The sequence below is a fragment of the Amycolatopsis heterodermiae genome, from assembly GCF_034929455.1.
GTDB classification, from domain to species: domain Bacteria; phylum Actinomycetota; class Actinomycetes; order Mycobacteriales; family Pseudonocardiaceae; genus Amycolatopsis; species Amycolatopsis heterodermiae.
The window spans coordinates 1-20,537 of the sequence record NZ_JAYFSI010000014.1 but is presented as its reverse complement, the minus strand read 5'-3'; the positions used below and the strand labels follow the sequence as shown (position 1 = coordinate 20,537).

Genomic DNA, 20,537 nt, shown 5'->3' with positions numbered 1-20,537 from the left:
CTACCGGCCGGGTCCGACAGTTCCGGGCACCGGCACGGGTGATGTCACCCGACACGCCCGGACGCAGGGGGCGTGACGAGCCAAATCTCCACGGATGGACCATGCTGGACACCGTCATGGGTGAGGTCGTTGCCGTGAACGAAACGGCGAAGGTGGCCCGCAAGGGGCCGTGGCGTCTCGTCACGCGCACGCTCGGCAAGGCGTGGGAGGGCAACATCTTCTCGGAGGCCGCGGAGGCGGCCTTCTGGCAGACGCTCTCGCTGCCGCCGCTGCTGCTCGGGCTGCTGGGCAGCCTGGGCTTCGTCGGCGAGTGGTTCGGCCAGGACGTCGTGGCCCAGGTGCACGACCGGATCATCGGCTTCTGCCGGACGGTCTTCAGCGCCAACGCCGTCCAGGACATCATCGAACCGACCGTGAACAGCATCCTCACCGTGGGCAAGGGCGAGATCGTCTCGGTCGGCTTCCTGATCTCGCTGTGGGCCGGCTCGTCGGCGATGTCGTCGTTCGTGGACGCGATCACCGTCGCGCACGACCAGTACGGCGTCCGCAACGACGTCTGGCAGCGGATCTTCGCCCTGCTGCTGTACCTCTGCGGCCTGGTGATCCTGGTGGTCGGGCTGCCGCTGCTGGCGATCGGCCCGGACCTGCTGCCCGAGTTCTTCCCCGGCGACTGGCGCCCGACCGTGTCGGCGTGGGTGGGCGCGCTCTACTTCCCGACGCTCGGTGTGGTGATCACCCTCGCGCTGACCACGCTGTACAAGCTCGCGCTGCCGCGGAAGCTGCCGTGGCACCGCGGGCTGCCGGGCGCGGTGCTGGCCATGGTCGTGTTCCTGCTCTCCTCGGTCGGCCTGCGCGTCTACCTCAACTGGATCACCAAGACCGGCTACACCTACGGCGCGCTGGCCGCGCCGATCGCGTTCCTGCTGCTGATGTTCTTCATCGGGCTGGCCGTGGTCGGCGGCGCCTACTTCAACAGCGCGATCCAGGAGCTGTGGCCGGCGAAGGCGACCCGGCGGCAGCGCCGCAAGTGGCGCCGGCTGGAGATGGAACGCGCCTCCGAGCGGCTGCGTTCGGAGGAGGGGCGCAAGCTCTGGGAGCGGTCGACGACGCCGCTGCGCCGTCCCCGCCCCGAGGACGCCAACGGCGCCGCGGAGCCCGGCGGCGAGGCACCGTCCGATGAGGACGGACCGTCGTCACCCAGCGCACCGGAACCGGCACCCAGCGCTGCTCAGGGTGGAGCGTCATCCGAAGGGACCACCCGGAATCCACCCACAGACTGAGTCGCTCCTCAGTTCGGACATGGGAGGCTCTGCGGGTCGTGCGCGCAGGCATCGGCCGCCGCGTCGTTCCCTAGGGGGTTCCCAAGTCATGTCCGTGCTGGCCAGATTGAGCCTGCGCAACCGAAGCCTGATCGGCCTGCTCGCGCTCGTCGTCGTCGGCTTCGGCGCCTTCGCGCTGCCGCAGATCAAGCAGCAGCTGTTCCCGTCGCTGCAGTTCCCGCAGGCGCAGATCGTCACGGCGTACGCGGGCGCGTCGCCGGACGCGGTCGACAAGCAGGTCACCGAGCCCCTCGAAGGCGGTCTCCAGGGCCTGAAGGGCCTGGAGCAGCTCAACTCGACGTCGTCCGACGGGGTGTCGCGGATCGTCGCGCAGTTCGCGTTCGGGACCGACATCGACGCCGCCGTCTCGCAGATCCAGCAGGTGGTGAACCAGGTCCAGCCGCGGCTGCCGCAGAACTCCGCGCCGTCGGTGTCCGCGGGCAGCACCGACGACCTGCCGGTCGTCCTGGTCGCCGCCGGCACCGCCGGCGACCCGCAGAAGCTGGCCCCCGCGCTGACCGACCAGGTCGCGCCGGAGCTGCGGAAGATCGACGGCGTCCGCACGGTCACCGTCACCGGCGTGCAGCAGCCGCGCGTCACCATCACCCTCGACTACGCGAAGCTGGCCGCCGCCGGGGTCGACCCGGCGTCGATCGCCACGACGCTGCAGACGGCGGGCGCCGCGGTCCCGGCCGGCACGCTGACCGAGGGCGACAAGACGCTGTCGGTCCAGGTCGGCGGCGGGCAGACCACTGTGGACACGATCCGCAACCTGTACCTCACGCCCAGCGCGGCTTCCGGCGCGTCCCGCCAGGGCACGCCGGCGCGCGGGCCGGTGAAGCTGGGTGACGTCGCCGACGTCCAGACCGGCTTCGCGCCGGCGACGTCGATCACGCGCACCAACGGCAAGCCGAGCCTCGGCCTGTCGATCACCATGGTGGACAACGGGAACGCCGTCGCGATCTCCCAGGCGGTGCGCGACAAGCTGCCCGACCTGGCGAAGAAGACCGGCTCCGAGATGAGCGTCGTGTTCGACCAGGGCACGCCGGTGAAGGACGCGATCAGCGGCCTGACCACCGAAGGCCTGCTGGGCCTGGCGTTCGCGGTGATCGTGATCCTGCTGTTCCTGCTGTCGGTGCGCTCGACGCTGGTGACCGCGGTGTCGATCCCGCTGTCGGTGGTCGTCGCGCTGCTCGCGCTGTGGACCGGCGACCTGTCGCTGAACCTGCTCACCCTCGGCGCGCTGACCATCGCGATCGGCCGGGTGGTCGACGACTCGATCGTCGTGCTGGAGAACATCAAACGCCACCTCGCGTACGGCGAACAGATGCAGCGGGCGGTGCTCGACGGCGTCCGCGAGGTGGCCGGCGCGGTGACGTCGTCCACGCTGACGACCGTCGCGGTGTTCCTGCCGATCGCGTTCGTCGGCGGGTTCGTCGGGGAGCTGTTCTCGCCGTTCGCCATCACGGTGACGGTGGCGCTGCTGGCCTCGCTGCTCGTGTCGCTGACCGTGGTCCCGGTGCTCGCGTACTGGTTCCTCAAGCAGCCCGCGATCCCGGCGGACGCCATCGAAGCCGAGCGGGCGCGCGAAGCCGCCGTCGAGAAGGAACGCCGCGGCCTCCTGCAGCGCGCCTACCTGCCGGTGATCCGGTTCGCCACCAAGCGGCGGCTGACCGTCGTCCTGCTGGCGCTGCTGATCTTCGCCGGCACGGTCGGCCTCGCGACCCGGCTGAACACCAACTTCCTCGACCAGTCCGGCGGCACCACGCTGAACATGACGCAGAAGCTGCCCGCCGGCACCAGCGTCGAGGCCAAGGAGAAGGCCGCCACGGCGGTCGAGCAGGCCCTGGCCGCCGAGCCCGCGGTGCAGACCTACCAGGTCAGCGTCGGCGGTGGCGGCGGGTTCGGCGGCTTCGGGGGCGGCGGCACGTCGACCAGCATCTCCGTCACCGTCGCGAAGGACACCGACCTCGACGCGCTGTCGAGCCGGCTGCGCGACAAGCTGACGTCGCGGCCCGAGCTGGGTGAGATCAAGATCGGCGCGGACGCCTCCGGGTTCAACTCCGACCAGGTCTCGGTCACCGTGACCGCGCCGTCGGAGGCCGCGCTGAAGCCCGCGTCCGACCAGGTGCAGCAGGCGCTGCAAGGGGTTTCCGGGCTGACCGAGGTGACCAGCGACCTGTCCGTCGGCTCGCCGCGGGTGCAGGTCGAGGTGGACGCCGCCGCGGCCGCCGCGCACGGGCTGTCGGCGAGCACCATCGGCCAGATCGCCAACCAGGCGATCGCCGGGCGCACGGTGACGCAGCTCCCGGTCGACGGGCAGCGCACGGACGTCGTGCTGCGCGCCGGCACCGCGCCGGTGACCGTGGACCAGGTGAAGGGCCTGCCGATCCCCGGCCCGGCCGGCGTCGTCCGGCTCGACGAGGTGGCCAAGGTGTCCACTGTGGACGGACCGGCGTCGGTGCACCGCACCGGCGGCGACCTCAGCACCACCGTCACGGCGAAGAACACCGGTGACAACCTGAGCAAGACGACCGCGGACATCCAGTCCAAACTGGACGGTCTCACCTTCACCGGCGGCGCGGCGTACTCGCTCGGCGGCGTGAGCCAGGACCAGCAGGAGGCGTTCTCGAACCTCTTCCTGGCGCTGCTCGCGGCCATCGCGATCGTGTTCCTGATCATGGTGGCGACGTTCCGCAGCCTGATCCAGCCGCTGATCCTGCTCGTGTCGATCCCGTTCGCGGCGACCGGCGCGATCGGGCTGCTGCTGGCCACCGGCACCGCGCTCGGCCTGCCGTCGCTGATCGGCATGCTGATGCTGGTCGGGATCGTCGTCACCAACGCGATCGTGCTGATCGACCTGATCAACCAGTACCGCGCCGAGGGGATGAGCGTCGCCGACGCCGTCACCGAGGGCGGCCGGCGCCGGCTGCGGCCGATCCTGATGACCGCGGCGGCGACGATCTTTGCGCTGATCCCGATGGCGCTGGGCATCACCGGCCAGGGCGGGTTCATCGGCCAGCCGCTGGCCATCGTGGTGATCGGCGGCCTGGTCAGCTCGACGCTGCTGACGCTGGTGCTGGTCCCGACCCTCTACACGATGGTCGAGACCCGCAAGGAACGCCGGAAGGCCCGGCGCGAGGCTCGCCGGACGCCGGCGAAGGCGCCGGAGTCGGAGTCCCTGGACCCCGCCCCCACCGCCTGACCGGACGACACGCGTACCTGCGCGGACGACACGCGTACACCGATGGACGACACGCCGCACCCGAGCCGGGTGCGGCGTGTCGTCCGTCCAGGTACGCGTGTTCGCCGTCTAGGTACGCGTGTTCGCCGTCTGGGTACGCGTGTCGTCCGTGATCAGAACGCCGACTCGCGTGATCCGGGAGTCGGCACGCGTGATTGAAGCGACGACACACCGAGGCGCGGCTACTGCTTGAAGCGGTAGGTCATGCTGTCGAAGAGGATGCAGATGCTCGGCGACATCACGATCACCCGCAGGGTGTTGTCGCGTTCGTCGAAGTCGATGCCCTCGACCTCGAACGTGCCCGAGCAGCCACTGCGCAGCGGCAGCTGGCCGAGCGAGGTGACGTGGCCGGTGACGTCGGAGCCGTTGAGCCCGCCGGCGAGGTCGACCTGCAGCAGCGGCTTGGTCGTGCCGAAGAGGCTGCCGTCCGGGTCGTCGGACGAGCACAGCAGCCGGGTCGCGGTCTGGAAGTCGCAGCCCTGGACGTCACGCACCGGGTGGTCGAGCCGGATCGCCGACGCGTACGGCAGGTTCTGCGCCGGGTCGGTGGCCACCACGCCGGGCATCGGGTGGACCAGGAGGCGGTCCATGGTGCCGTACTCGCCCGCGACCAGCCAGCGCGCGTCCGGCGAGACCGCGGCGAACGAGTTGTTGTTCGCTTCCCACGACTCGAGGTTGTGCTTGTAGTTCGCCCAGGTGCCGTCCGGGGCCTGGACGCGGAAGAGCTTCGCGCCCCGGTCGTCGCGCTGGTAGGGCTCGACGTACCAGCCCTGCGCGGAGCCGGGGTCGCCGACGTGGTTCCAGCCCTGCGAGCTGAGGTCGGCCGGGATGGTGCTGATCCCGGTGTAGCGGATGGTGGTGCCCGACGGGCGGACGATCGTGGCGAGGCCCTGGCTCTCGTCGAGGGCGCGGGCCTGGTCCTTGCCGACCTCCGACCAGCCCGTGACGGCCTGCGCGAGCGCGGGCGCGAACACGGTGAGCAGGGCGGCTACGGCGACGACGATCCCGGTTCTGCGCATGACGCCTCCGGTGGGAGTGGGAAAACCTGGCGAGCAGGATTTACCAGCACTCCCGGGCGTCGCACACCCGACGAATGAATGATTTTCACGTTTATTCGGCGATCTGTCCCGTTCTGGACACACCGCCGCCCGGCGGACGCGCGTCCGCCGGGGTCACGGGAGGAGGTCAGTCGCCCTTGCGCAGGCCGTCGAAGATCTCCTTGCAGGCCGGGCAGACCGGCGAACCGGGCTTCGGCGACTTCGTCACCGGGAAGACCTCGCCGCAGAGCGCCACCACGTGGTTGCCCATGACCGCGCTTTCGGCGATCTTGGCCTTCTTCACGTAGTGGAACATCTTCGGGGTGTCGTCGTCGGTGGTGTCCGTGCCCTCGGGCGTGGTTTCCGGCTTCGTCAGCGTCTCGGTGCTCACCCGGCCATTGTGCCCCAGTCCCCCGGAAGCGCGTACGAAAGCCCCTCGACCTGGCAGGATCGGCGGCATGTTCCAGAAGGTGCTCGCGACGTTCGGCTCGGGCGGCGCGAAGATCGACGCCCGCCTGCTCGACCGCACGGCCGCCCCCGGCCGCCCGCTGCACGGCGAGGTCCTGCTGCTCGGCGGCGAGGTCGACCAGGAGATCAACGGCCTGGACGTGACGCTGCTGGCCCGCGTCCAGGTCCCCGGCGAGGACAAGACCGAAGACCTCCCCTTCGGCTCCCAGCACCTCGTCGGCCACGAGACGATCCGCGCCGGCCAGCAGGTGCGGGTGCCGTTCGAGATCCCGCTGCCCTGGGAGACGCCGGTCACCAGCGTCTTCGGCAAGCCGCTGACCGGAACGGCGGTCGGCGTGCGGGCCGAGCTGGATCTGGCGGCCGCCGTCTCCGACCCGTTCGACGCCGACGCCGTCGCGATCGAGCCGATCCCGGCGCAGAAGCGGGTCCTCGACGCGCTGAGCCGCACCGGGTTCGTCTTCCGCGAGGCGATCCTCGAGCAGGGCCGGATCAACGGCGCGAACCAGCAGCTCGCCTTCTTCCAGGAGATCCGCTTCGCGCCTTCGCCGCGCTTCGCGAGCATCTTTTCCCAGGTCGCGGTCACGTTCCTGACGTCGCCGGAACGCACCGACGTCGTCCTGGAGGTCACCAAGCGCGTCCGGGTGAGCAAGACCGGCGGCTTCGGCGGCCGTGGCCAGGACTTCCTCGGCCTGTTCACGATGAAGCCGGACGTGAACTGGGAGAAGCAGCTCGAAGACTGGTTCGACCAGGTGGCCCGGCCGCGCGGGATCTTCGACTAGCCGTGGACTGGCCCGCAGCGATCGCCACGCTGGGCGGCACCTCCGACGCCTGGCCCCGGCTCGAAGCCCGCTACGGCGAGCCCCATCGCCGCTACCACACGCTGGCGCACGCGACGGCCGTCGCGCGGGACTCCGCCTGGCTGGCCGAAGGTCTCGGCGAAACCGATCGGGCCGTCGTCGCCGTCGCGGCCTGGACGCACGACGTCGTCTACGACGCGAAGCCCGGTGAAGACGAACGCGCCAGTGCCGCGTGGGCCCGCGAAGCGCTGGAAGGCGTCCGGGAAGAGCACATAGAGCGCGTCGAAGGCCTGATCCTCGCCACGATCAAGCACGACGCACCGGCCGGCGACCACCTCGCCACCGCGTTGCTCGACGCCGACCTCGCGATCCTCGGCGCGTCCGAAGCGCAGTACGCGGTCTACGCCGAGGCCGTGCGCCAGGAGTACGCGAAGTACCCCGACGACGTCTGGCGCGAGGGACGCATCGCCGTCCTCGAAGGCATGCTCTCGCGGACGCTCTACCGCAGCGAAGCCGCGCGGGCACGCTGGGCGAGGGCCGCGGAAATGAACCTGACCGCCGAGCTGACCCGCTGGCGCCGCGGGCGACCCGATCACCGATGATGGTTCCTCGTGACCACCCCACTCAACCTGCACGAAGAAGTCGCTTCCGCGCTGCGTGACGGGCACCCCGTCGTCGCGCTGGAGAGCACCATCCTGTCCCACGGCCTGCCGCCGGGCCGCAACCTCGACGTCGGCCGCCGCCTCGAGCGCGTGGTGCGCGACGGCGGTGCCGTCCCGGCCACCATCGCGGTGCTCGACGGCCGGGTCGTCGTCGGCCTCTCCCCCGCCGAGCTGGAACGCATCTGCGCGCCGGACGCCGGGCTGGACAAGCTGTCGCTGCGCGACATCGGCCCGGCCGTCGGCCTCGGCCGCTCGGGCGCGACAACCGTGGCGAGCACGTCGGCGCTGGCCGCTGCGGCCGGGATCGGGGTGTTCGGCACCGGCGGCCTCGGCGGGGTGCACGTCGGTGCGTCGCAGAGCTGGGACGTCTCGGCGGACCTCGGCGTGCTCGCGAAGGCGCCGACCGTCGTGGTCTGCTCCGGCGTGAAGTCGGTGCTCGACATCCCGGCGACCCTCGAAGTCCTCGAAACGAACTCGGTGCCGGTGCTGGGCTACCGCACCGACGACTTCCCGGCGTTCTACCTCCGCTCGTCCGGGCACGCCGTGGGCCAGCGGGTCGACGACCCGGCGCAGGTCGCCGCCGTGGTCACCGCGCACCGCGCGTACGCGGATTCCGGTGTCCTGCTGGCGAACCCGATCCCCGAAGTGTCCGAAATGGACAAAGAGCTGCACGACCGGCTGCTCGCCGGGGGCCTGGCGCTGGTGGCCGAGCGGGGCGTGCACGGCTCCGACGTCACACCGGTGCTGCTGGAGCACTTCCACACCGCGAGCGGCGGGGTGAGCATCGACGCGAACGAGGCGCTGGTGCTGAACAACGTGAAGCTGGCGGCCGAGGTCGCGGTGGCGCTGGCATGACCGGCATCGTGGTGGTCGGCGACGCGGCGCTCGACGTGATCGCGCGGCACGACAAGCCGTTGCCGCACGGCGGCGACGCCCGCGCGAAGATCCGGTTCACCGGCGGCGGCTCGGGCGCCAACACGGCGCTGTGGCTGCGTTCGCTGGGCGCGGACACGACGTTGCTCGCGCGCATCGGCGACGACCCGGGCGGCCGGCTGATCAAGGCCGAGCTGGAGGCCGCGGGCGTGCGCTGCGCGTTCGCCGTCGACCCCGAGGCGCCGACGTGCTGCGTCGTGGTGATGGTCGACGCCACCGGGCAGCGCAGCATGCTCGCCGACCGCGGCGCGAACCAGCGCTTCGCGCCCGAGGACGTCACTCCGGAGTCGCTGGGCGGGGCGGGCCACCTGCACCTGTCCGGGTACGTGCTGCTCGACCCGCCGTCGCGCGCCGCCGGTCTCGCCGCGCTGGCGCTCGCCCGCGAGCTGGGCCTGACGACGTCGGTCGACCCGCAGGCGGCCGCGCACATCACCGACCCGGCGGCGTTCCTCGAAGACGTCCGCGGGGTCGACCTGCTGATGCCGAACACCGAGGAACTGGTCGCGCTGACCGGTTCGGCGGACCCGGCTTCAGCGAAGGAGCTGCTCACCGCGGTCGGCGCGGTGGTGGTCACGGCCGGCCTGAACGGCGCGAGCTGGGTCGACGGCGGCGGCGTCACGAGCGTGCCCGCGATCGAGGCCGACTGCGTCGACTCGACGGGCGCGGGCGACGCGTTCGACGCGGGCGTGCTCACCGGCTGGCTGGCCGGTGAGTCCACTGTGGACGTCCTGCGCCACGGCACCCGGCTGGGCGCGCTGGCCGTCGGGAAGGTGGGCCCGCAGCCCGGCTAGCCGTCGATGACGCGGTGGGTGGTGTGCTCGATCGCGGTCGGCTCGGCCTGGTAGCGGTTGACCTTCTCGGTCTTGCGCGGCGGGCTGTCGTTCGCGATCAGCACCGCGATCCACGGCAGCGGCACCGAGATCGCGAGGAAGCCGAGCGCCAGCCACCACGTGTGGTAGGTCAGCCCGGCGAGGATCAGGCACGGGATGCGGCAGGCCATCATGATCACGTACTTGCGCTTGCGCGCTTTGAACTGCTCTTCGTACGACGGGGCCGCCCCGGTGATCAGCACCGGGTCCGAGTCGTTGGCGGGCATGGTCACTGCACCACCTCCGCCGTCCATGGTCGCACTCCGGCGGCTCAGGCGACACCGGGGTGGGCCAAGCGGCTCAACGCGGCCGCGACGAGCGTCTCGATTCCCGTGCGCAGGGTCGGGTGCAGCACCGGGGCGAACCGCGGCGAGTGGTTGGACGGGATGTCGCGCTCGAAGCGTCCCTCGGTCATCGCGGTGATCACCGTCTCCGGGTCGAAGCCGCCGACCAGCCAGAACACCGACGGCGCGCCGGCCGCGCGGCCGAACTCGCTGAAGTCCTCACTGCCGGTGATCAGCGGCGCCGGCATCGTGACCTCGGGCCCGAAGTGGGCCAGGAAGACCTCGGCGAGGGCGTTGTTGGCGGCTTCGTCGTTCTCCGTGATCGGGTAGGAACCGGACCGGACGATCTCGGGTGCCTTGGGCGCGCCGGCCGTCGCGGCCTCGCCGTTGACGATCCGCTCGACGGCGGCCAGCACGCGCTCGCGGACGGCCTGGTCGAACGACCGGATGTTGACCTCCAGCACGGCGTCGTCGGCGATCACGTTGCTCGCGGTGCCGACGTGCAGCGAGCCGACGGTGACGACGGCCGAGTCGGTCGCGGCGATCTCCCGCGAGACGATCGTCTGCAGCTTGAGCACCACGGACGCGGCCAGCACGGCCGGGTCGACGGTGGTCTCCGGGCGGGAGCCGTGGCCGCCGCGGCCGTACAGGGTGATCCGCAGCGTGTCGGTGGCCGCCATGATCACGCCGGGCCGGGTGAGCACCCAGCCCGCCGGACCCGGCACGAGGTGCTGGCCGAACACGACGTCGGGCGTCCCGGCGATGTCGAACAGGCCGTCGCGGACCATCGCCGACGCGCCGCCCGCGCTCTCCTCGCCGGGCTGGAACACCACCAGCAGCGTGCCGGACCACGTGTCGCGGCCCTTCGCGAGCAGCGCGGCGGCGCCGGAGAGCCAGGTGGCGTGCATGTCGTGCCCACAGGCGTGCATGACCGGGACGTCGGTGCCGTGCTCGTCGGTGCCGCGCTCGGTGCTCGCGTACGACAGCCCGGTCTTCTCCTCGACCGGCAGCCCGTCGATGTCGGCACGCAGCTGGACCGTCGGGCCCTCGCCGTTGCGCAGCACGCCCAGTACCCCGGTGCCGGCGATGCCGGTGTGCACCTCGTAGCCGTCGCGCTCCAGCCGCCGGGCCAGCTCGGCCGCCGTCCGCGTCTCGGCGAAGGAGAGCTCGGGGTGGCGGTGGAGGTCGATGTACAGCGCTTCGAGCTCGGGCAGCGCCGCGTCGAGCGGGGTGAGGACGTCGTCGAGGGTCACAGGGGCCATCGTGGCAGCATTACCCACCGTGAGCACGCGAAGCGTACTGCCCGACCTGAACGACGACGTCTGCGCGCGGCTGCGCGAGGCCTTCCGGCGCACCGCCTACGACGCCGACGGCGTGGTGGCCGCCCTCGGCGGCGCCGCCCACGCGGCGCTCGGCCGCGGCGAGCCCGAGCCGGCGGACCGGGCCAGCCGGGACGCCGGTGAGCTGGGCACGCTGATCCGGCTGTTCCTGCTGGGCGGGACCGAACCGGAGACCGCGGTCAAGGCCGCGTTCGCGCCGCTGACCCCCGAAGACGCCGTGGCCGCGGGCCTGCTGGACGCCGTCGCCGGCGGCTACCGGGCCGCCCTCGACGTCCGCCCGCACGGTGACGAGGAGGGCTCCTGGTGGGTCGTGTCCGACCTCGACGCCGACGTCCTCGGCGCGACCGTGCCCGAGGACCACGTGCTCGGCGTCGGCCACGCGTCGCTGTCGCTGATCCGCGCGACCACCCGCCGCCCGGTCGGCACCCTGCTCGACCTCGGCACCGGCAACGGCGTCCAGGCCCTGCACGCGACCCGGCACGCGCAGCGCGTCACCGCCACCGACGTCTCCACGCGGGCGCTGGCCCTGGCCGCGGCGACGTTCCGGCTCAACGAGCTGGACGTCGAGCTCGTGCGCGGCGAGTGGTTCGCGCCGGTCGCGCGGCGGAAGTTCGACCAGGTCGTCTGCAATCCGCCGTTCGTGGTCGGGCCGGCGCGGGTCGACTACACCTACCGCGACTCCGGGCTGGCCGGCGACGACGCGAGCGCGCTGGTCGTGCGGCAGCTGCCCGGGTTCCTCAACGACGACGGCGTCGGCCAGCTGCTGGCTTCCTGGCTGCACACCGGCGAGGAGGACTGGGCCGACCGGGTGAGCCGCTGGCTGCCCGCCGAGACCGACGCCTGGTTCGTCCAGCGCGACGTCGCCGACCCGGCGCTGTACGTCGGCACCTGGCTGCGGGACGCGGGCCTCGACCCGCGCTCCCCCGAAGGCCGGGCGAAGGCGGCGGCGTGGCTCGACTGGTTCGCCGCCCACGACGTCCGGGGCATCGGCTTCGGTTTCGTGACGCTGCGGCGCGCGGCCGGGCGCACGCCGACCGTGGTGTGCGAGGACCTCCGGCAGGCCTACGACGACCCGCTGGGCCCGGAGGCGGGCGGCTGGCTGGACCGCGTCGAATGGCTGCGCAATTCCGGTTCGCTACTCGATGTCCGTTTTGTCGTGCCCGACACGGTTTTACTGGAAAGCGTCGAAGAGCCCGGCGACGAAGGCTGGACGACGACGATCCGGCGGCTGCACCGCACCGACGGCCCCGGCTGGCAGCACGAGGTCGACGACCTGGCCGCGCGGCTGCTCGCGGGCTGCCGCGGCGCCCTGCCCCTGGAGGACCTCATCGAGCTCCTCGCGGCTGCTCAGGGCCTCGAAGCGGACGAGCTGGCGGCCGCCGCGCTGCCCGTCGTCCGGGAGCTCGTCCGGCACGGGATGCTCGTCCCGGCGGGCCGGTGAGGGCGGTCGCGGCCCGGGTCTCCCGGGCCGACGTCACGGTCGACGGCGCGGTGACCGGCGCCATCACCGAACCCGGTTTGCTTGTGCTGCTGGGAATCCACGTGGACGACGACGCGGCGAAGGCCGCCACGATGGCGCGCAAATTGCACGAGTTGCGCATCCTGCGTGACGAGGAATCATGCGCCACGGTGAATGCGCCGTTGCTCGTGGTGAGCCAGTTCACGCTCTACGGCGACACGAAGAAAGGGCGGCGGCCGTCGTGGACGCAGGCCGCCCGGCCGGAGGTCGCGGAGCCGTTGGTGGACGCCGTGGTCGCCGGCCTGCGCGAGCGCGGCGCGCACGTCGAAACGGGGCGTTTCGGGGCGATGATGGCGGTATCGAGCGTGAACGACGGTCCGTTCACCGTTCTCGTAGAGGTCTAGACCACTCCGGGACGGTTCACTTCCTGACCGAATTCTCAAGGTCTTCTCAGGTTTCCCCTTCTCAGCAAAAGCTCAGCATTGGTGGAGCAACCGCAGGGCTTCGGCAGCCGTCTCCTTTTCAGCGAGCCGGGAACGTTTCGGGAACCCGGAGCGTTGCACCAGATGTCCAGCCAAGCCGGCCGGACCGGCGTACCGGGTTCCACAGGCCTCGGTCCGCGGGTACGCACCCGGCGTGACCCACCGCAGCACGTTCAGCCCGTGACCGGGGAGGCAGAATGTCAGTCCAGACTCTCGAACGCGAGTCGCGCGGGATTCGCGAACGTATTCCGAGCCAGTTCTCCGAGGAGTCGCCGAGCGTGGGGGCGCTCACCGACGCCGACCTCGACGCCCAGAGCCCGGCCGCCGACCTGGTCCGCGTCTACCTCAACGGCATCGGCAAGACGGCGCTGCTGTCCGCCGCCGACGAGGTCGAGCTGGCCAAGCGCATCGAAGCCGGCGTCTTCGCCCAGCACATGCTGGACACCGGGGAGAACCTCACCTCCAAGCGCCGCACCGAGCTGTCCGCCCTGGTTCGTGACGGGCACGTGGCGAAGAACCACCTGCTCGAGGCGAACCTGCGGCTGGTCGTGTCGCTGGCCAAGCGTTACACCGGCCGGGGGATGCCGCTGCTGGACCTGATCCAGGAGGGGAACCTGGGCCTGATCCGCGCGGTGGAGAAGTTCGACTACTCCAAGGGGTTCAAGTTCTCGACCTACGCCACCTGGTGGATCCGGCAGGCCATCACCCGGGGCATGGCCGACCAGGGCCGCACCATCCGGCTGCCCGTCCACCTGGTGGAACAGGTCAACAAGCTGGCCCGCATCAAGCGCGACCTGCACCAGCAGCTCGGGCGCGACGCCACGCACGAGGAGCTGGCCGCCGAATCGGGCATCCCGGCGCACAAGATCTCCGACCTGCTCGACCACTCGCGTGACCCGGTAAGCCTGGACATGCCGGTGGGCACCGAGGAGGACGCCCCGCTCGGCGACTTCATCGAGGACTCCGAGGCGACCGACGCCGAGAGCGCCGTGATCTCGAGCCTGCTCCAGGACGACCTGCGCCGCGTGCTCGCGACGCTGGACGACCGCGAGCAGCACGTGATCCGGCTGCGCTACGGCCTGGACGACGGCCAGCCCCGCACGCTCGACCAGATCGGCAAGCACTTCGGGCTCTCCCGGGAGCGCGTCCGCCAGATCGAGCGCGAGGTCATGTCGAAGCTCCGCCAGGGCGAGCGCGCGGACCGGCTACGGGCCTACGCCAGCTGATCACTCGAACAAGAGCCACCTCGAACGGGGCGGGTCCGCACACGGTGCGTGCCCGCCCCGTTTTCGTGTCCGGCTTCGGTGTCGTTCCCGCAGTTCAGGGGCTTGATCGGAAAATAAGCCACGAAACCCGGGTTTGGGCCCACCATGACGCGGGTAGCAACCCTCGGCAACACCCGTTCGGCAGCGTTGACTTATGACCTACGTCACGACACTGTCGAGTCAAGGCCGATGGGGTCCGGCGTCAAGCCTCGCGACTGGATGTGCACGCATCCGGGCGCTTTCCCCGGGAGGTCGGGTCCGTCGGGGTGGACCCGGCCTCCCGACCCAAACCCGGCGGAGTGGGTGGACGTGGGGTGGCACACAGTGGCCGGACGCCTCTGGGGCGTGGTGGCCCCGCCTGCGTAGGGTGGACCGATCCCGGAGCTGGCAAAGGAGCCTGGCAGTGCCGTCCACCACTTTTCAGCACACCGAAGTCCTCCCGCTGGGCAAGGACACCACCACCGAGTACCGGCTGGTCACCGACGAGGGCGTCGAGGCGTTCGAAGCCGCCGGGCGGAAGTTCCTGAAGATCGACCCCGCGGCGCTGACCACCCTCGCGCGCACGGCCATCACCGACATCCAGCACCTGTTGCGCACGTCACACCTGACGCAGCTGCGCGCGATCGTCGACGACCCCGAGGCGAGCGGCAACGACCGGTTCGTCGCGATGGACCTGCTCCGCAACGCCGCCATCTCGGCCGGTGGGGTGCTCCCGATGTGCCAGGACACCGGCACCGCGATCGTCATCGGCAAGCGCGGCGAGGGCGTTCTCACCGGCGGTGACGACGAGCGTGCGCTGTCGCGGGGCATCTTCGACGCCTACCAGCAGCTCAACCTGCGGTACTCGCAGATGGCGCCGGTCAACTTCTGGGACGAGCGCAACACCGGGACCAATCTCCCGGCCCAGGTCGAGCTGTACCACAAGGACGGTCAGGACGACCCGGCCTACGAGTTCCTCTTCATGGCCAAGGGCGGCGGCAGCGCCAACAAGACGTTCCTGTACCAGGAAACGAAAGCCGTCCTGAACCCGAAGCGGCTCGCCCGGTTCCTCGACGAGAAGCTGCGCAGCCTCGGCACCGCGGCCTGCCCGCCGTACCACCTCGCGATCGTCGTCGGCGGGATGTCGGCCGAGTTCAACTTGAAGGTCGCAAAACTCGCTTCGGCGCGCTACCTCGACAACTTGCCGCAGGAGGGTTCCGAGCTGGGCCACGCCTTCCGCGACCCGAGCCTCGAGCAGCAGGTGCTGGAGATGACGCGCCAGTTCGGCATCGGCGCGCAGTTCGGCGGCAAGTACTTCTGCCACGACGTCCGCGTCATCCGGCTCCCCCGCCACGGCGCCTCGTGCCCGGTCGGCATCGCCGTGTCCTGCTCGGCCGACCGCCAGGCCAAGGCCAAGATCACCGCGGACGGCGTGTTCATCGAGCAGCTCGAGCGCGACCCGGCGCGGTTCCTGCCCGAGGTCACCGAAGAGGACCTCTCGGACGACGTCGTGTCCGTCGACCTCAACCGGCCGATGGCCGAGATCCGCGCGCAGCTCTCGCAGCTGCCGGTGAAGACGCGGCTTTCGCTGACCGGGCCGCTGGTCGTCGCCCGCGACATCGCGCACGCGAAGATCGCCGAGCGCCTCGACGCCGGCGAGGAGATGCCGGAGTACCTCAAGAACCACCCGGTGTACTACGCGGGCCCGGCGAAGACACCGGAGGGCTACGCGTCCGGTTCGTTCGGGCCGACCACGGCCGGGCGGATGGACTCCTACGTCGCGCAGTTTCAGGCCGCCGGCGGCTCACTTGTCATGCTGGCCAAGGGAAACCGCTCGAAGCAGGTGACGTCCGCGTGCGAGGCGCACGGCGGTTTCTACCTCGGTTCGATCGGCGGCCCGGCCGCGCGGCTCGCGCAGGACTGCATCAAGAAGGTCGACGTCCTCGAGTACGCCGAGCTCGGCATGGAAGCCGTCTGGAAGATCGAGGTCGAGGACTTCCCCGCGTTCATCGTCATCGACGACAAGGGCAACGACTTCTTCGCTAGCACCGGCGATCCGGTGCTGCAGATCAGCTTCCGCTGATCGGGAAGAGCAGACAGGGAAAGGGAAGGGAGCACCAGCCCGCCGCCAGTGCTCCCCTCCTTCCCTGCTCCCTCAGCCGACGCGCTCGATCCGCGCGCGCCGGATGAGGAACTTTCCGGGTTCCCGAACCTGTTCGAAGGCCGCGTTGTTGAGCAGCGCGCAGCTGCCCGACACCGACGTCACCGTCACGGTGGTGGACTTCGAGTTGTCGAGGTTCGTCACCTTCAGCTTGGTCCCCGCGGGGAACTGGTTGCTCGACGCCGCCGGCGCGCCGGCCTCGCCCGAGAGCGTCACGGTCGAGCCGGGGCACACGACATTGCCCGTCGCGGCACCGTTCTGGTTCTGTTGTGCCGGCGCCTGTTGCGCGGGCGCCTGCTGGGCCGGAGCCTGTTGTGCCGGGGCCTGCTGTGCGGGCGCCTGTTGCGCCGGAGCCTGCTGGGCCGGCGCCGCCGCCTGGCCGTTGTTCGCGACGACGTTCGCGGTGCACCCCGCGACCACCCGCCGCTGCTGGATCAGGTCCACCACCGCCTGGCGGTTGGCGATCCTCGCGGCCGACTGCGCGTCCGGGTTCGCCTGCTGGCCGGCGATGAAGTTCAGGTTGTTCTGCAGCGCGGTGTCGAGTCCCCCGCAGTTCTCCTTGGGCGCCTCGGCCGCGTTGCTCGCGGGGCTGCTCAGCGCGATCGCGGCCGCGGTGACGCCGGAAACGCCCAGCAGCGCGGCCAGTCCGATGGTCGCTCGCTTGCGGTGCCGACCACTACTCAACCGGGGCATGTTCCGTTCCTCTCTGATCACCACCTCATCCGGGAATACGGCCCGGTAACGAAGGTGGTTCACCGAGATTCAGGACTTTTTCGGCCTAGGTGCCCGAAGCCGAGGTCACGGGCTCACCGAGGTGGTCCGGACCACTGACGCGCGCGGCGGTCGCCAGGGCCCACCGGCCGGTGGTGACGATCCCCAGCACGAACACCAGCACGCCGCAGCCGGCGATGATCAGCCAGCCGGTGCGGCCGGTCCCCGGCGGCAGCCCGTCGCTCGCGGCGACGACCACGCCGATCACCGCCACCCCGAGGGAGATCCCGATCTGGCGGCTGGTCGAGGCGACGGCCGCGGCGAGCCCGGCGCGCTCACGCGGCATGCCGGACACCGCGGCGTTCGTGATCGGCGCGTTGAGCATGCCGAACCCGGCGCCGAAGCACACATAACCCAGCATCAGCACGGGAATCGAGGTCGTCGGGTTGATCCCGGAGAGCACGATCCCGGACGCCGCGATCCCCGCCCCGGCGATGACCAGCGGCAGCCGCGGCCCGCGCGCGCCGACGAGCCGGCCGGACAGCGGCGCGAACACGGCCGTCACCGCCGCCATCGGCAGTGTCAGCAGGCCCGCGTCCAGCGCGGACAGCCCGCGCGCGTCCTGCAGGTAGAGCGAGTTGAGGAACAGGAACCCGGACAGCGCCGCGAGCCCCGTGACGGCGGTCAGCGTCGCGCCGGAGAACGGCACGCTGCGGAAGAACTTCAGGTCCAGCAACGGATCCCGGCGACGGCGTTCGTAGGGCAGCAGCACGGCCAGCGCCACCGCGGCGATCACGAAGCAGCCGATGATCTCCGGCGAACCCCAGCCGGCGCCGCGTCCTTCGATGATCCCGTAGGTGACCGACGCCAGCAGGGCGATGACGAGCAGCTGCCCCACCGGGTCGAGCCGGCGCGGGTGCGGGGACCGCGACTCCGGCACGAACACCGCGGTGAGCACGATCGCGGCTACGCCGACCGGGACGTTGATCCAGAAGATCGAGCGCCAGCCCGCCCAGTCGACGAGCGCGCCGCCGAGCACCGGCCCGACGGCCATGCTCAGCCCGACGACCCCGGCCCAGACGCCGATCGCGCGGGCGCGTTCGCGGGGTTCGGTGAAGATGTTGGTGACGATGGACAGCGCGACCGGGTTGAGCATCGAGCCGCCGATCGCCTGCAGCGCGCGGAACGCGACGAGCGACCCGATGTTCGGCGCGATCCCGCACAGCAGCGAGCCGAGGCTGAACAGGGCCAGCCCGGTCTGGAACGTCCGGCGCCGGCCGATGCGGTCGGCCGTCGAGCCCGACAGCATGAGCAGGCTGGCCAGCACGAGGGTGTAGGCGTCGATCGTCCACTGCAGACTCGAGACGGACGCGCCCAGGTCGCGCCGGATCGACGGCAGCGCGAGGTTCACGATCGTGTTGTCGAGCCCGACGATGAACAGGCTCATGCAGCAGACGGCCAGGACCACCCGCCGCCGGACCGGCTGAGGCACTACGCCCCCAAACTAGTTGCAAGCGGCAATATTAAGCACTGTACAACTAATTGCCGTCCGGTCCGGGTGACCCGGACCACGCCGTCAGCCCGGGAAGAGCTCCGTCAGGCGGGCCAGGGTCTTCTCGATGCCCTGGGTGTTCTTGCGCGGGAACGGGCTGAGGCTGATCGCGAGCGGGAACTTCGCCGTCGACCAGTCGAACGTCTCGGTGACCTCGGTGCGGCCGCCGTCGAGGGGCTCGAGGCGCCAGCGCCAGCGGTGGCCGTTGAAGTGGCGCCACGCGATCAGGCGGCCCTCTTCGTACTCGACCACGGTGTTGAGGACCTTGTAGGACGCGCCGATCTTCATGTCCATGCCGAACTTGGCGCCGAGCGTGAGCCGGTCCGGGCCCCCCGGCTGAGGGGCCCGGACCGTGCCGGATCCGTCGATGAGCGGGTGCTGGGCGGGATCGGCCAAGAGCCCGAAGATCTTCTCCGGGGTCGTGGCGACGATCGCGGTGCGTGAGACCTGGCGGCTTCCCATCACCCGAGCCTAGATGATCACTTCGTGGTCTTCAGGATGACCGTGCGCTGGTCCAGCGGCGCGGCCAGGGCGACCGAGATCACCGGGTACCGGATGTCCATCGTGCACATCTGGCCGGTCTGCGCCTTCGTCTCGCTCAGGTTGACGACGACGTGGTCACCGGCCTGCTCGGCCGCCTCGCCGAGGGCGTGGCCGCAGCCGCCCTCCTGGGCGCGGATGTTGAGGATCGTGCCGCCGTTGGCCGTCCACACCTCGTGCGGGTAGTTGGCCGGCAGTGCCGCCGCGTCCACCTTGTCCGGGGGCACGGGAGTACTGCCCTCGGGCACGGTGAGCCGGGGTTTGCCCGGCGGGTTCGCCGAGGGCGACGTCGGCAGCACCGACTCGCTCGGCGACGTCGAAACGCTGCCGGAGGGTGCGGCGGAGTCGCCGGCGGGCTGGCTGATGGGCATGTCCTGGCCGGCGCAGGCCGTGGCCATCAAGAGGATCGCGCCTGTTCCGACCACCTTCGCTAAGTACCTCATGCGTCCAGGACGGAACGGGCCCGGCGCGGGGTTGCACGAAGATCGTGACAACTACGGAAGCACGTACTAATGTACGGCTTCATCATGAAGGACGTATATTTCACTCCCGGCCCGGACGGCCGGCTGTTCGACCCCGGGGTCCGGGCCGCCCTCGGCGACTTCGCCGTCGACGACGACATCGGCCCGCTGGAAGCGGCCGCGGCGATCCGGACGGCCTCGCGGGGCCTCGATTCCCTGCGCGCGCACGGGACGGACAGCCGCGGGCTGAGCCCGGGCGCGCTCGACGTCCTGATCCGGCTCAGCGGGAGCGAGGACGGGATCAGCATCAAGGACCTGGCCGCTTCCGCCGGAGTGAGTTCGAGGAACGTGACCGGCCTGGTCGACACGCTCGAGCGGGGCGAACTCGCCGTGCGCGTGCCCGCGCCGGCGGACCGGCGTTCCGTGCTCGCCCGGATCACCCCGGCCGGGCGGACGTGGCTCGAGGAGTTCCGCCGCCCGTCCCAGGCGGCCATGGCGGCCGTCTTCCGCGGGTTCGCGCACGGGGAAATCGCACTGCTGCGGCACTTGTGCCTGCGTGTCGTGGAAAACCAGCACCACCTGACCCGCTACCTGGAGGACCGATCATGACGACCCGCGAGACCGTTCAGGCCTACCACCGGGCGAGGTTCGACGGCGACGTGCCCGCCGCGGCCGCGCAGCTCGCCGGCACGTTCACCTTCCAGAGCCCGCTGCTCAGCTCGGACGCCGACGGCCACCTGGCCGGGCTCGCCGGGTTCCTGCAGGTGGTCTCCGGCGTGGAGATGATCAGCGAGCTGTACGGCGAATCGGAGGCCACGCTCGTCTACGACGTCCACACCGCGACGCCGGCGGGGACCCAGCGCACGGCCGAGCACTTCCGCCTGCGGGACGGCCGGATCGAGGCGATCACCCTGATCTTCGACGCCACCCGCTGGCACCCGATCATGGCCGCCGCCACTCGCTGAAGCCCTAGC

General features: G+C 71.0%; 20 protein-coding genes. 12 read left to right on the top strand and 8 right to left on the bottom strand.

The genetic code is table 11. The features are described 5' to 3' along the window. Window positions 1-101: 101 nt before the first annotated feature. Together VA596_RS40965 and VA596_RS40960 are read left to right on the top strand one after the other, a co-directional pair. The gene (locus VA596_RS40965; RefSeq protein ID WP_323334877.1) at window positions 102-1,280 is read left to right on the top strand and encodes a YihY/virulence factor BrkB family protein; all 1,179 of its coding nucleotides are present in this window, start codon (window positions 102-104) and stop codon (window positions 1,278-1,280) included. Between the two features lie 88 nt (window positions 1,281-1,368). Next, complete coding sequence (locus VA596_RS40960; protein WP_323334875.1) at window positions 1,369-4,524, top strand: efflux RND transporter permease subunit; 3,156 nt, start codon at window positions 1,369-1,371, stop codon at window positions 4,522-4,524. Window positions 4,525-4,745: 221 nt separating this feature from the next. Here the strand turns inward: VA596_RS40960 and VA596_RS40955 are convergent, their stop codons facing one another. Both VA596_RS40955 and VA596_RS40950 read right to left on the bottom strand, forming a co-directional pair. Further along, the gene (locus tag VA596_RS40955) at window positions 4,746-5,582 is read right to left on the bottom strand and encodes a hypothetical protein (protein WP_323334873.1); all 837 of its coding nucleotides are present in this window, start codon (window positions 5,580-5,582) and stop codon (window positions 4,746-4,748) included. Window positions 5,583-5,748: 166 nt separating this feature from the next. Then, window positions 5,749-5,991, bottom strand: coding sequence for a DUF3039 domain-containing protein (locus VA596_RS40950; RefSeq protein WP_323334871.1), 243 nt, complete (start codon window positions 5,989-5,991; stop codon window positions 5,749-5,751). Window positions 5,992-6,058: 67 nt separating this feature from the next. Between VA596_RS40950 and VA596_RS40945 the strand changes: the two genes are divergently transcribed. The 4 genes from VA596_RS40945 to VA596_RS40930 are packed head-to-tail and all read left to right on the top strand — an operon-like array spanning window position 6,059 to window position 9,251. Further along, a complete protein-coding gene (locus VA596_RS40945) occupies window positions 6,059-6,847 on the top strand; it encodes a sporulation protein (RefSeq protein ID WP_323334870.1) in 789 nt (262 codons plus the stop codon). Window positions 6,848-6,849: 2 nt separating this feature from the next. Beyond that, window positions 6,850-7,467, top strand: a complete 618-nt coding sequence (locus tag VA596_RS40940; RefSeq protein WP_323334868.1) for an HD domain-containing protein — start codon at window positions 6,850-6,852, stop codon at window positions 7,465-7,467. A gap of 9 nt (window positions 7,468-7,476) precedes the next feature. Beyond that, the gene (locus VA596_RS40935; RefSeq protein ID WP_323334866.1) at window positions 7,477-8,382 is read left to right on the top strand and encodes a pseudouridine-5'-phosphate glycosidase; all 906 of its coding nucleotides are present in this window, start codon (window positions 7,477-7,479) and stop codon (window positions 8,380-8,382) included. Further along, window positions 8,379-9,251: a carbohydrate kinase family protein gene (locus VA596_RS40930; protein ID WP_323334864.1), complete on the top strand. Its 873-nt coding sequence runs from the start codon at window positions 8,379-8,381 to the stop codon at window positions 9,249-9,251. The genes VA596_RS40935 and VA596_RS40930 overlap by 4 nt, the downstream gene beginning before the upstream one ends. Here VA596_RS40930 and VA596_RS40925 read toward each other — a convergent pair. Continuing rightward, window positions 9,248-9,583, bottom strand: coding sequence for a DUF3099 domain-containing protein (locus tag VA596_RS40925; RefSeq protein WP_323334863.1), 336 nt, complete (start codon window positions 9,581-9,583; stop codon window positions 9,248-9,250). The genes VA596_RS40930 and VA596_RS40925 overlap by 4 nt on opposite strands. 17 nt (window positions 9,584-9,600) lie before the next feature. Next, the gene (locus VA596_RS40920) at window positions 9,601-10,866 is read right to left on the bottom strand and encodes an amidohydrolase (protein WP_323335352.1); all 1,266 of its coding nucleotides are present in this window, start codon (window positions 10,864-10,866) and stop codon (window positions 9,601-9,603) included. A gap of 28 nt (window positions 10,867-10,894) precedes the next feature. On the opposite strand from VA596_RS40920, the gene VA596_RS40915 reads away from it, so the two are divergent. From VA596_RS40915 to VA596_RS40900, 4 genes are all read left to right on the top strand, one after another. Next, entirely contained in the window at window positions 10,895-12,394 is a 1,500-nt protein-coding gene (locus tag VA596_RS40915) for a DUF7782 domain-containing protein (protein WP_323334861.1), read from the top strand. Then, entirely contained in the window at window positions 12,391-12,816 is a 426-nt protein-coding gene (gene dtd / locus VA596_RS40910) for a D-aminoacyl-tRNA deacylase (protein WP_323334860.1), read from the top strand. The genes VA596_RS40915 and dtd overlap by 4 nt, the downstream gene beginning before the upstream one ends. Window positions 12,817-13,091: 275 nt before the next feature. Then, window positions 13,092-14,120 (top strand): sigma-70 family RNA polymerase sigma factor, encoded by a 1,029-nt coding sequence (locus VA596_RS40905; protein ID WP_323334858.1) that lies wholly within the window; start codon window positions 13,092-13,094, stop codon window positions 14,118-14,120. 442 nt (window positions 14,121-14,562) lie between these two features. Further along, window positions 14,563-16,221 (top strand): fumarate hydratase, encoded by a 1,659-nt coding sequence (locus tag VA596_RS40900; RefSeq protein WP_323334857.1) that lies wholly within the window; start codon window positions 14,563-14,565, stop codon window positions 16,219-16,221. Window positions 16,222-16,293: 72 nt separating this feature from the next. Here the strand turns inward: VA596_RS40900 and VA596_RS40895 are convergent, their stop codons facing one another. The 4 genes from VA596_RS40895 to VA596_RS40880 all read right to left on the bottom strand — a co-directional run bounded on the left by VA596_RS40895 (window position 16,294) and on the right by VA596_RS40880 (window position 19,545). Continuing rightward, window positions 16,294-16,992 carry a hypothetical protein gene (locus tag VA596_RS40895; protein WP_323334855.1) on the bottom strand — a complete coding sequence of 233 codons (699 nt, stop codon included), beginning with the start codon at window positions 16,990-16,992 and terminating at the stop codon, window positions 16,294-16,296. 85 nt (window positions 16,993-17,077) lie between these two features. Further along, on the bottom strand, window positions 17,078-18,457 hold the full coding sequence (locus VA596_RS40890; protein WP_323334853.1) for a DHA2 family efflux MFS transporter permease subunit: 1,380 nt from the start codon (window positions 18,455-18,457) through the stop codon (window positions 17,078-17,080). Between the two features lie 129 nt (window positions 18,458-18,586). Further along, window positions 18,587-19,024 (bottom strand): SRPBCC family protein, encoded by a 438-nt coding sequence (locus VA596_RS40885; protein ID WP_323334851.1) that lies wholly within the window; start codon window positions 19,022-19,024, stop codon window positions 18,587-18,589. Between the two features lie 17 nt (window positions 19,025-19,041). Continuing rightward, window positions 19,042-19,545, bottom strand: a complete 504-nt coding sequence (locus tag VA596_RS40880) for a hypothetical protein (RefSeq protein WP_323334849.1) — start codon at window positions 19,543-19,545, stop codon at window positions 19,042-19,044. A gap of 84 nt (window positions 19,546-19,629) precedes the next feature. Between VA596_RS40880 and VA596_RS40875 the strand changes: the two genes are divergently transcribed. After that, complete coding sequence (locus VA596_RS40875) at window positions 19,630-20,172, top strand: MarR family winged helix-turn-helix transcriptional regulator (RefSeq protein WP_323334847.1); 543 nt, start codon at window positions 19,630-19,632, stop codon at window positions 20,170-20,172. Then, the gene (locus tag VA596_RS40870) at window positions 20,169-20,528 is read left to right on the top strand and encodes a nuclear transport factor 2-like protein (protein ID WP_323334845.1); all 360 of its coding nucleotides are present in this window, start codon (window positions 20,169-20,171) and stop codon (window positions 20,526-20,528) included. Before VA596_RS40875 ends, VA596_RS40870 begins: the two co-directional genes overlap by 4 nt. Window positions 20,529-20,537: the final 9 nt, after the last annotated feature.

Excerpts from the sequence above, each read along its gene's own strand:
- VA596_RS40895 (WP_323334855.1), bottom strand. The coding sequence starts at position 16,992 with ATGCCCCGGTTGAGTAGTGGTCGGCACCGCAAGCGAGCGACCATCGGA.
- VA596_RS40945 (WP_323334870.1), top strand. The coding sequence starts at position 6,059 with ATGTTCCAGAAGGTGCTCGCGACGTTCGGCTCGGGCGGCGCGAAGATC.
- VA596_RS40905 (WP_323334858.1), top strand. The coding sequence starts at position 13,092 with ATGTCAGTCCAGACTCTCGAACGCGAGTCGCGCGGGATTCGCGAACGT.
- VA596_RS40885 (WP_323334851.1), bottom strand. The coding sequence starts at position 19,024 with ATGGGAAGCCGCCAGGTCTCACGCACCGCGATCGTCGCCACGACCCCG.
- VA596_RS40870 (WP_323334845.1), top strand. The coding sequence starts at position 20,169 with ATGACGACCCGCGAGACCGTTCAGGCCTACCACCGGGCGAGGTTCGAC.
- VA596_RS40875 (WP_323334847.1), top strand. The coding sequence starts at position 19,630 with ATGAAGGACGTATATTTCACTCCCGGCCCGGACGGCCGGCTGTTCGAC.
- VA596_RS40925 (WP_323334863.1), bottom strand. The coding sequence starts at position 9,583 with ATGGACGGCGGAGGTGGTGCAGTGACCATGCCCGCCAACGACTCGGAC.
- VA596_RS40960 (WP_323334875.1), top strand. The coding sequence starts at position 1,369 with ATGTCCGTGCTGGCCAGATTGAGCCTGCGCAACCGAAGCCTGATCGGC.
- VA596_RS40965 (WP_323334877.1), top strand. The coding sequence starts at position 102 with ATGCTGGACACCGTCATGGGTGAGGTCGTTGCCGTGAACGAAACGGCG.
- VA596_RS40890 (WP_323334853.1), bottom strand. The coding sequence starts at position 18,457 with ATGAGCCTGTTCATCGTCGGGCTCGACAACACGATCGTGAACCTCGCG.
- VA596_RS40930 (WP_323334864.1), top strand. The coding sequence starts at position 8,379 with ATGACCGGCATCGTGGTGGTCGGCGACGCGGCGCTCGACGTGATCGCG.
- VA596_RS40880 (WP_323334849.1), bottom strand. The coding sequence starts at position 19,545 with ATGAGGTACTTAGCGAAGGTGGTCGGAACAGGCGCGATCCTCTTGATG.
- VA596_RS40955 (WP_323334873.1), bottom strand. The coding sequence starts at position 5,582 with ATGCGCAGAACCGGGATCGTCGTCGCCGTAGCCGCCCTGCTCACCGTG.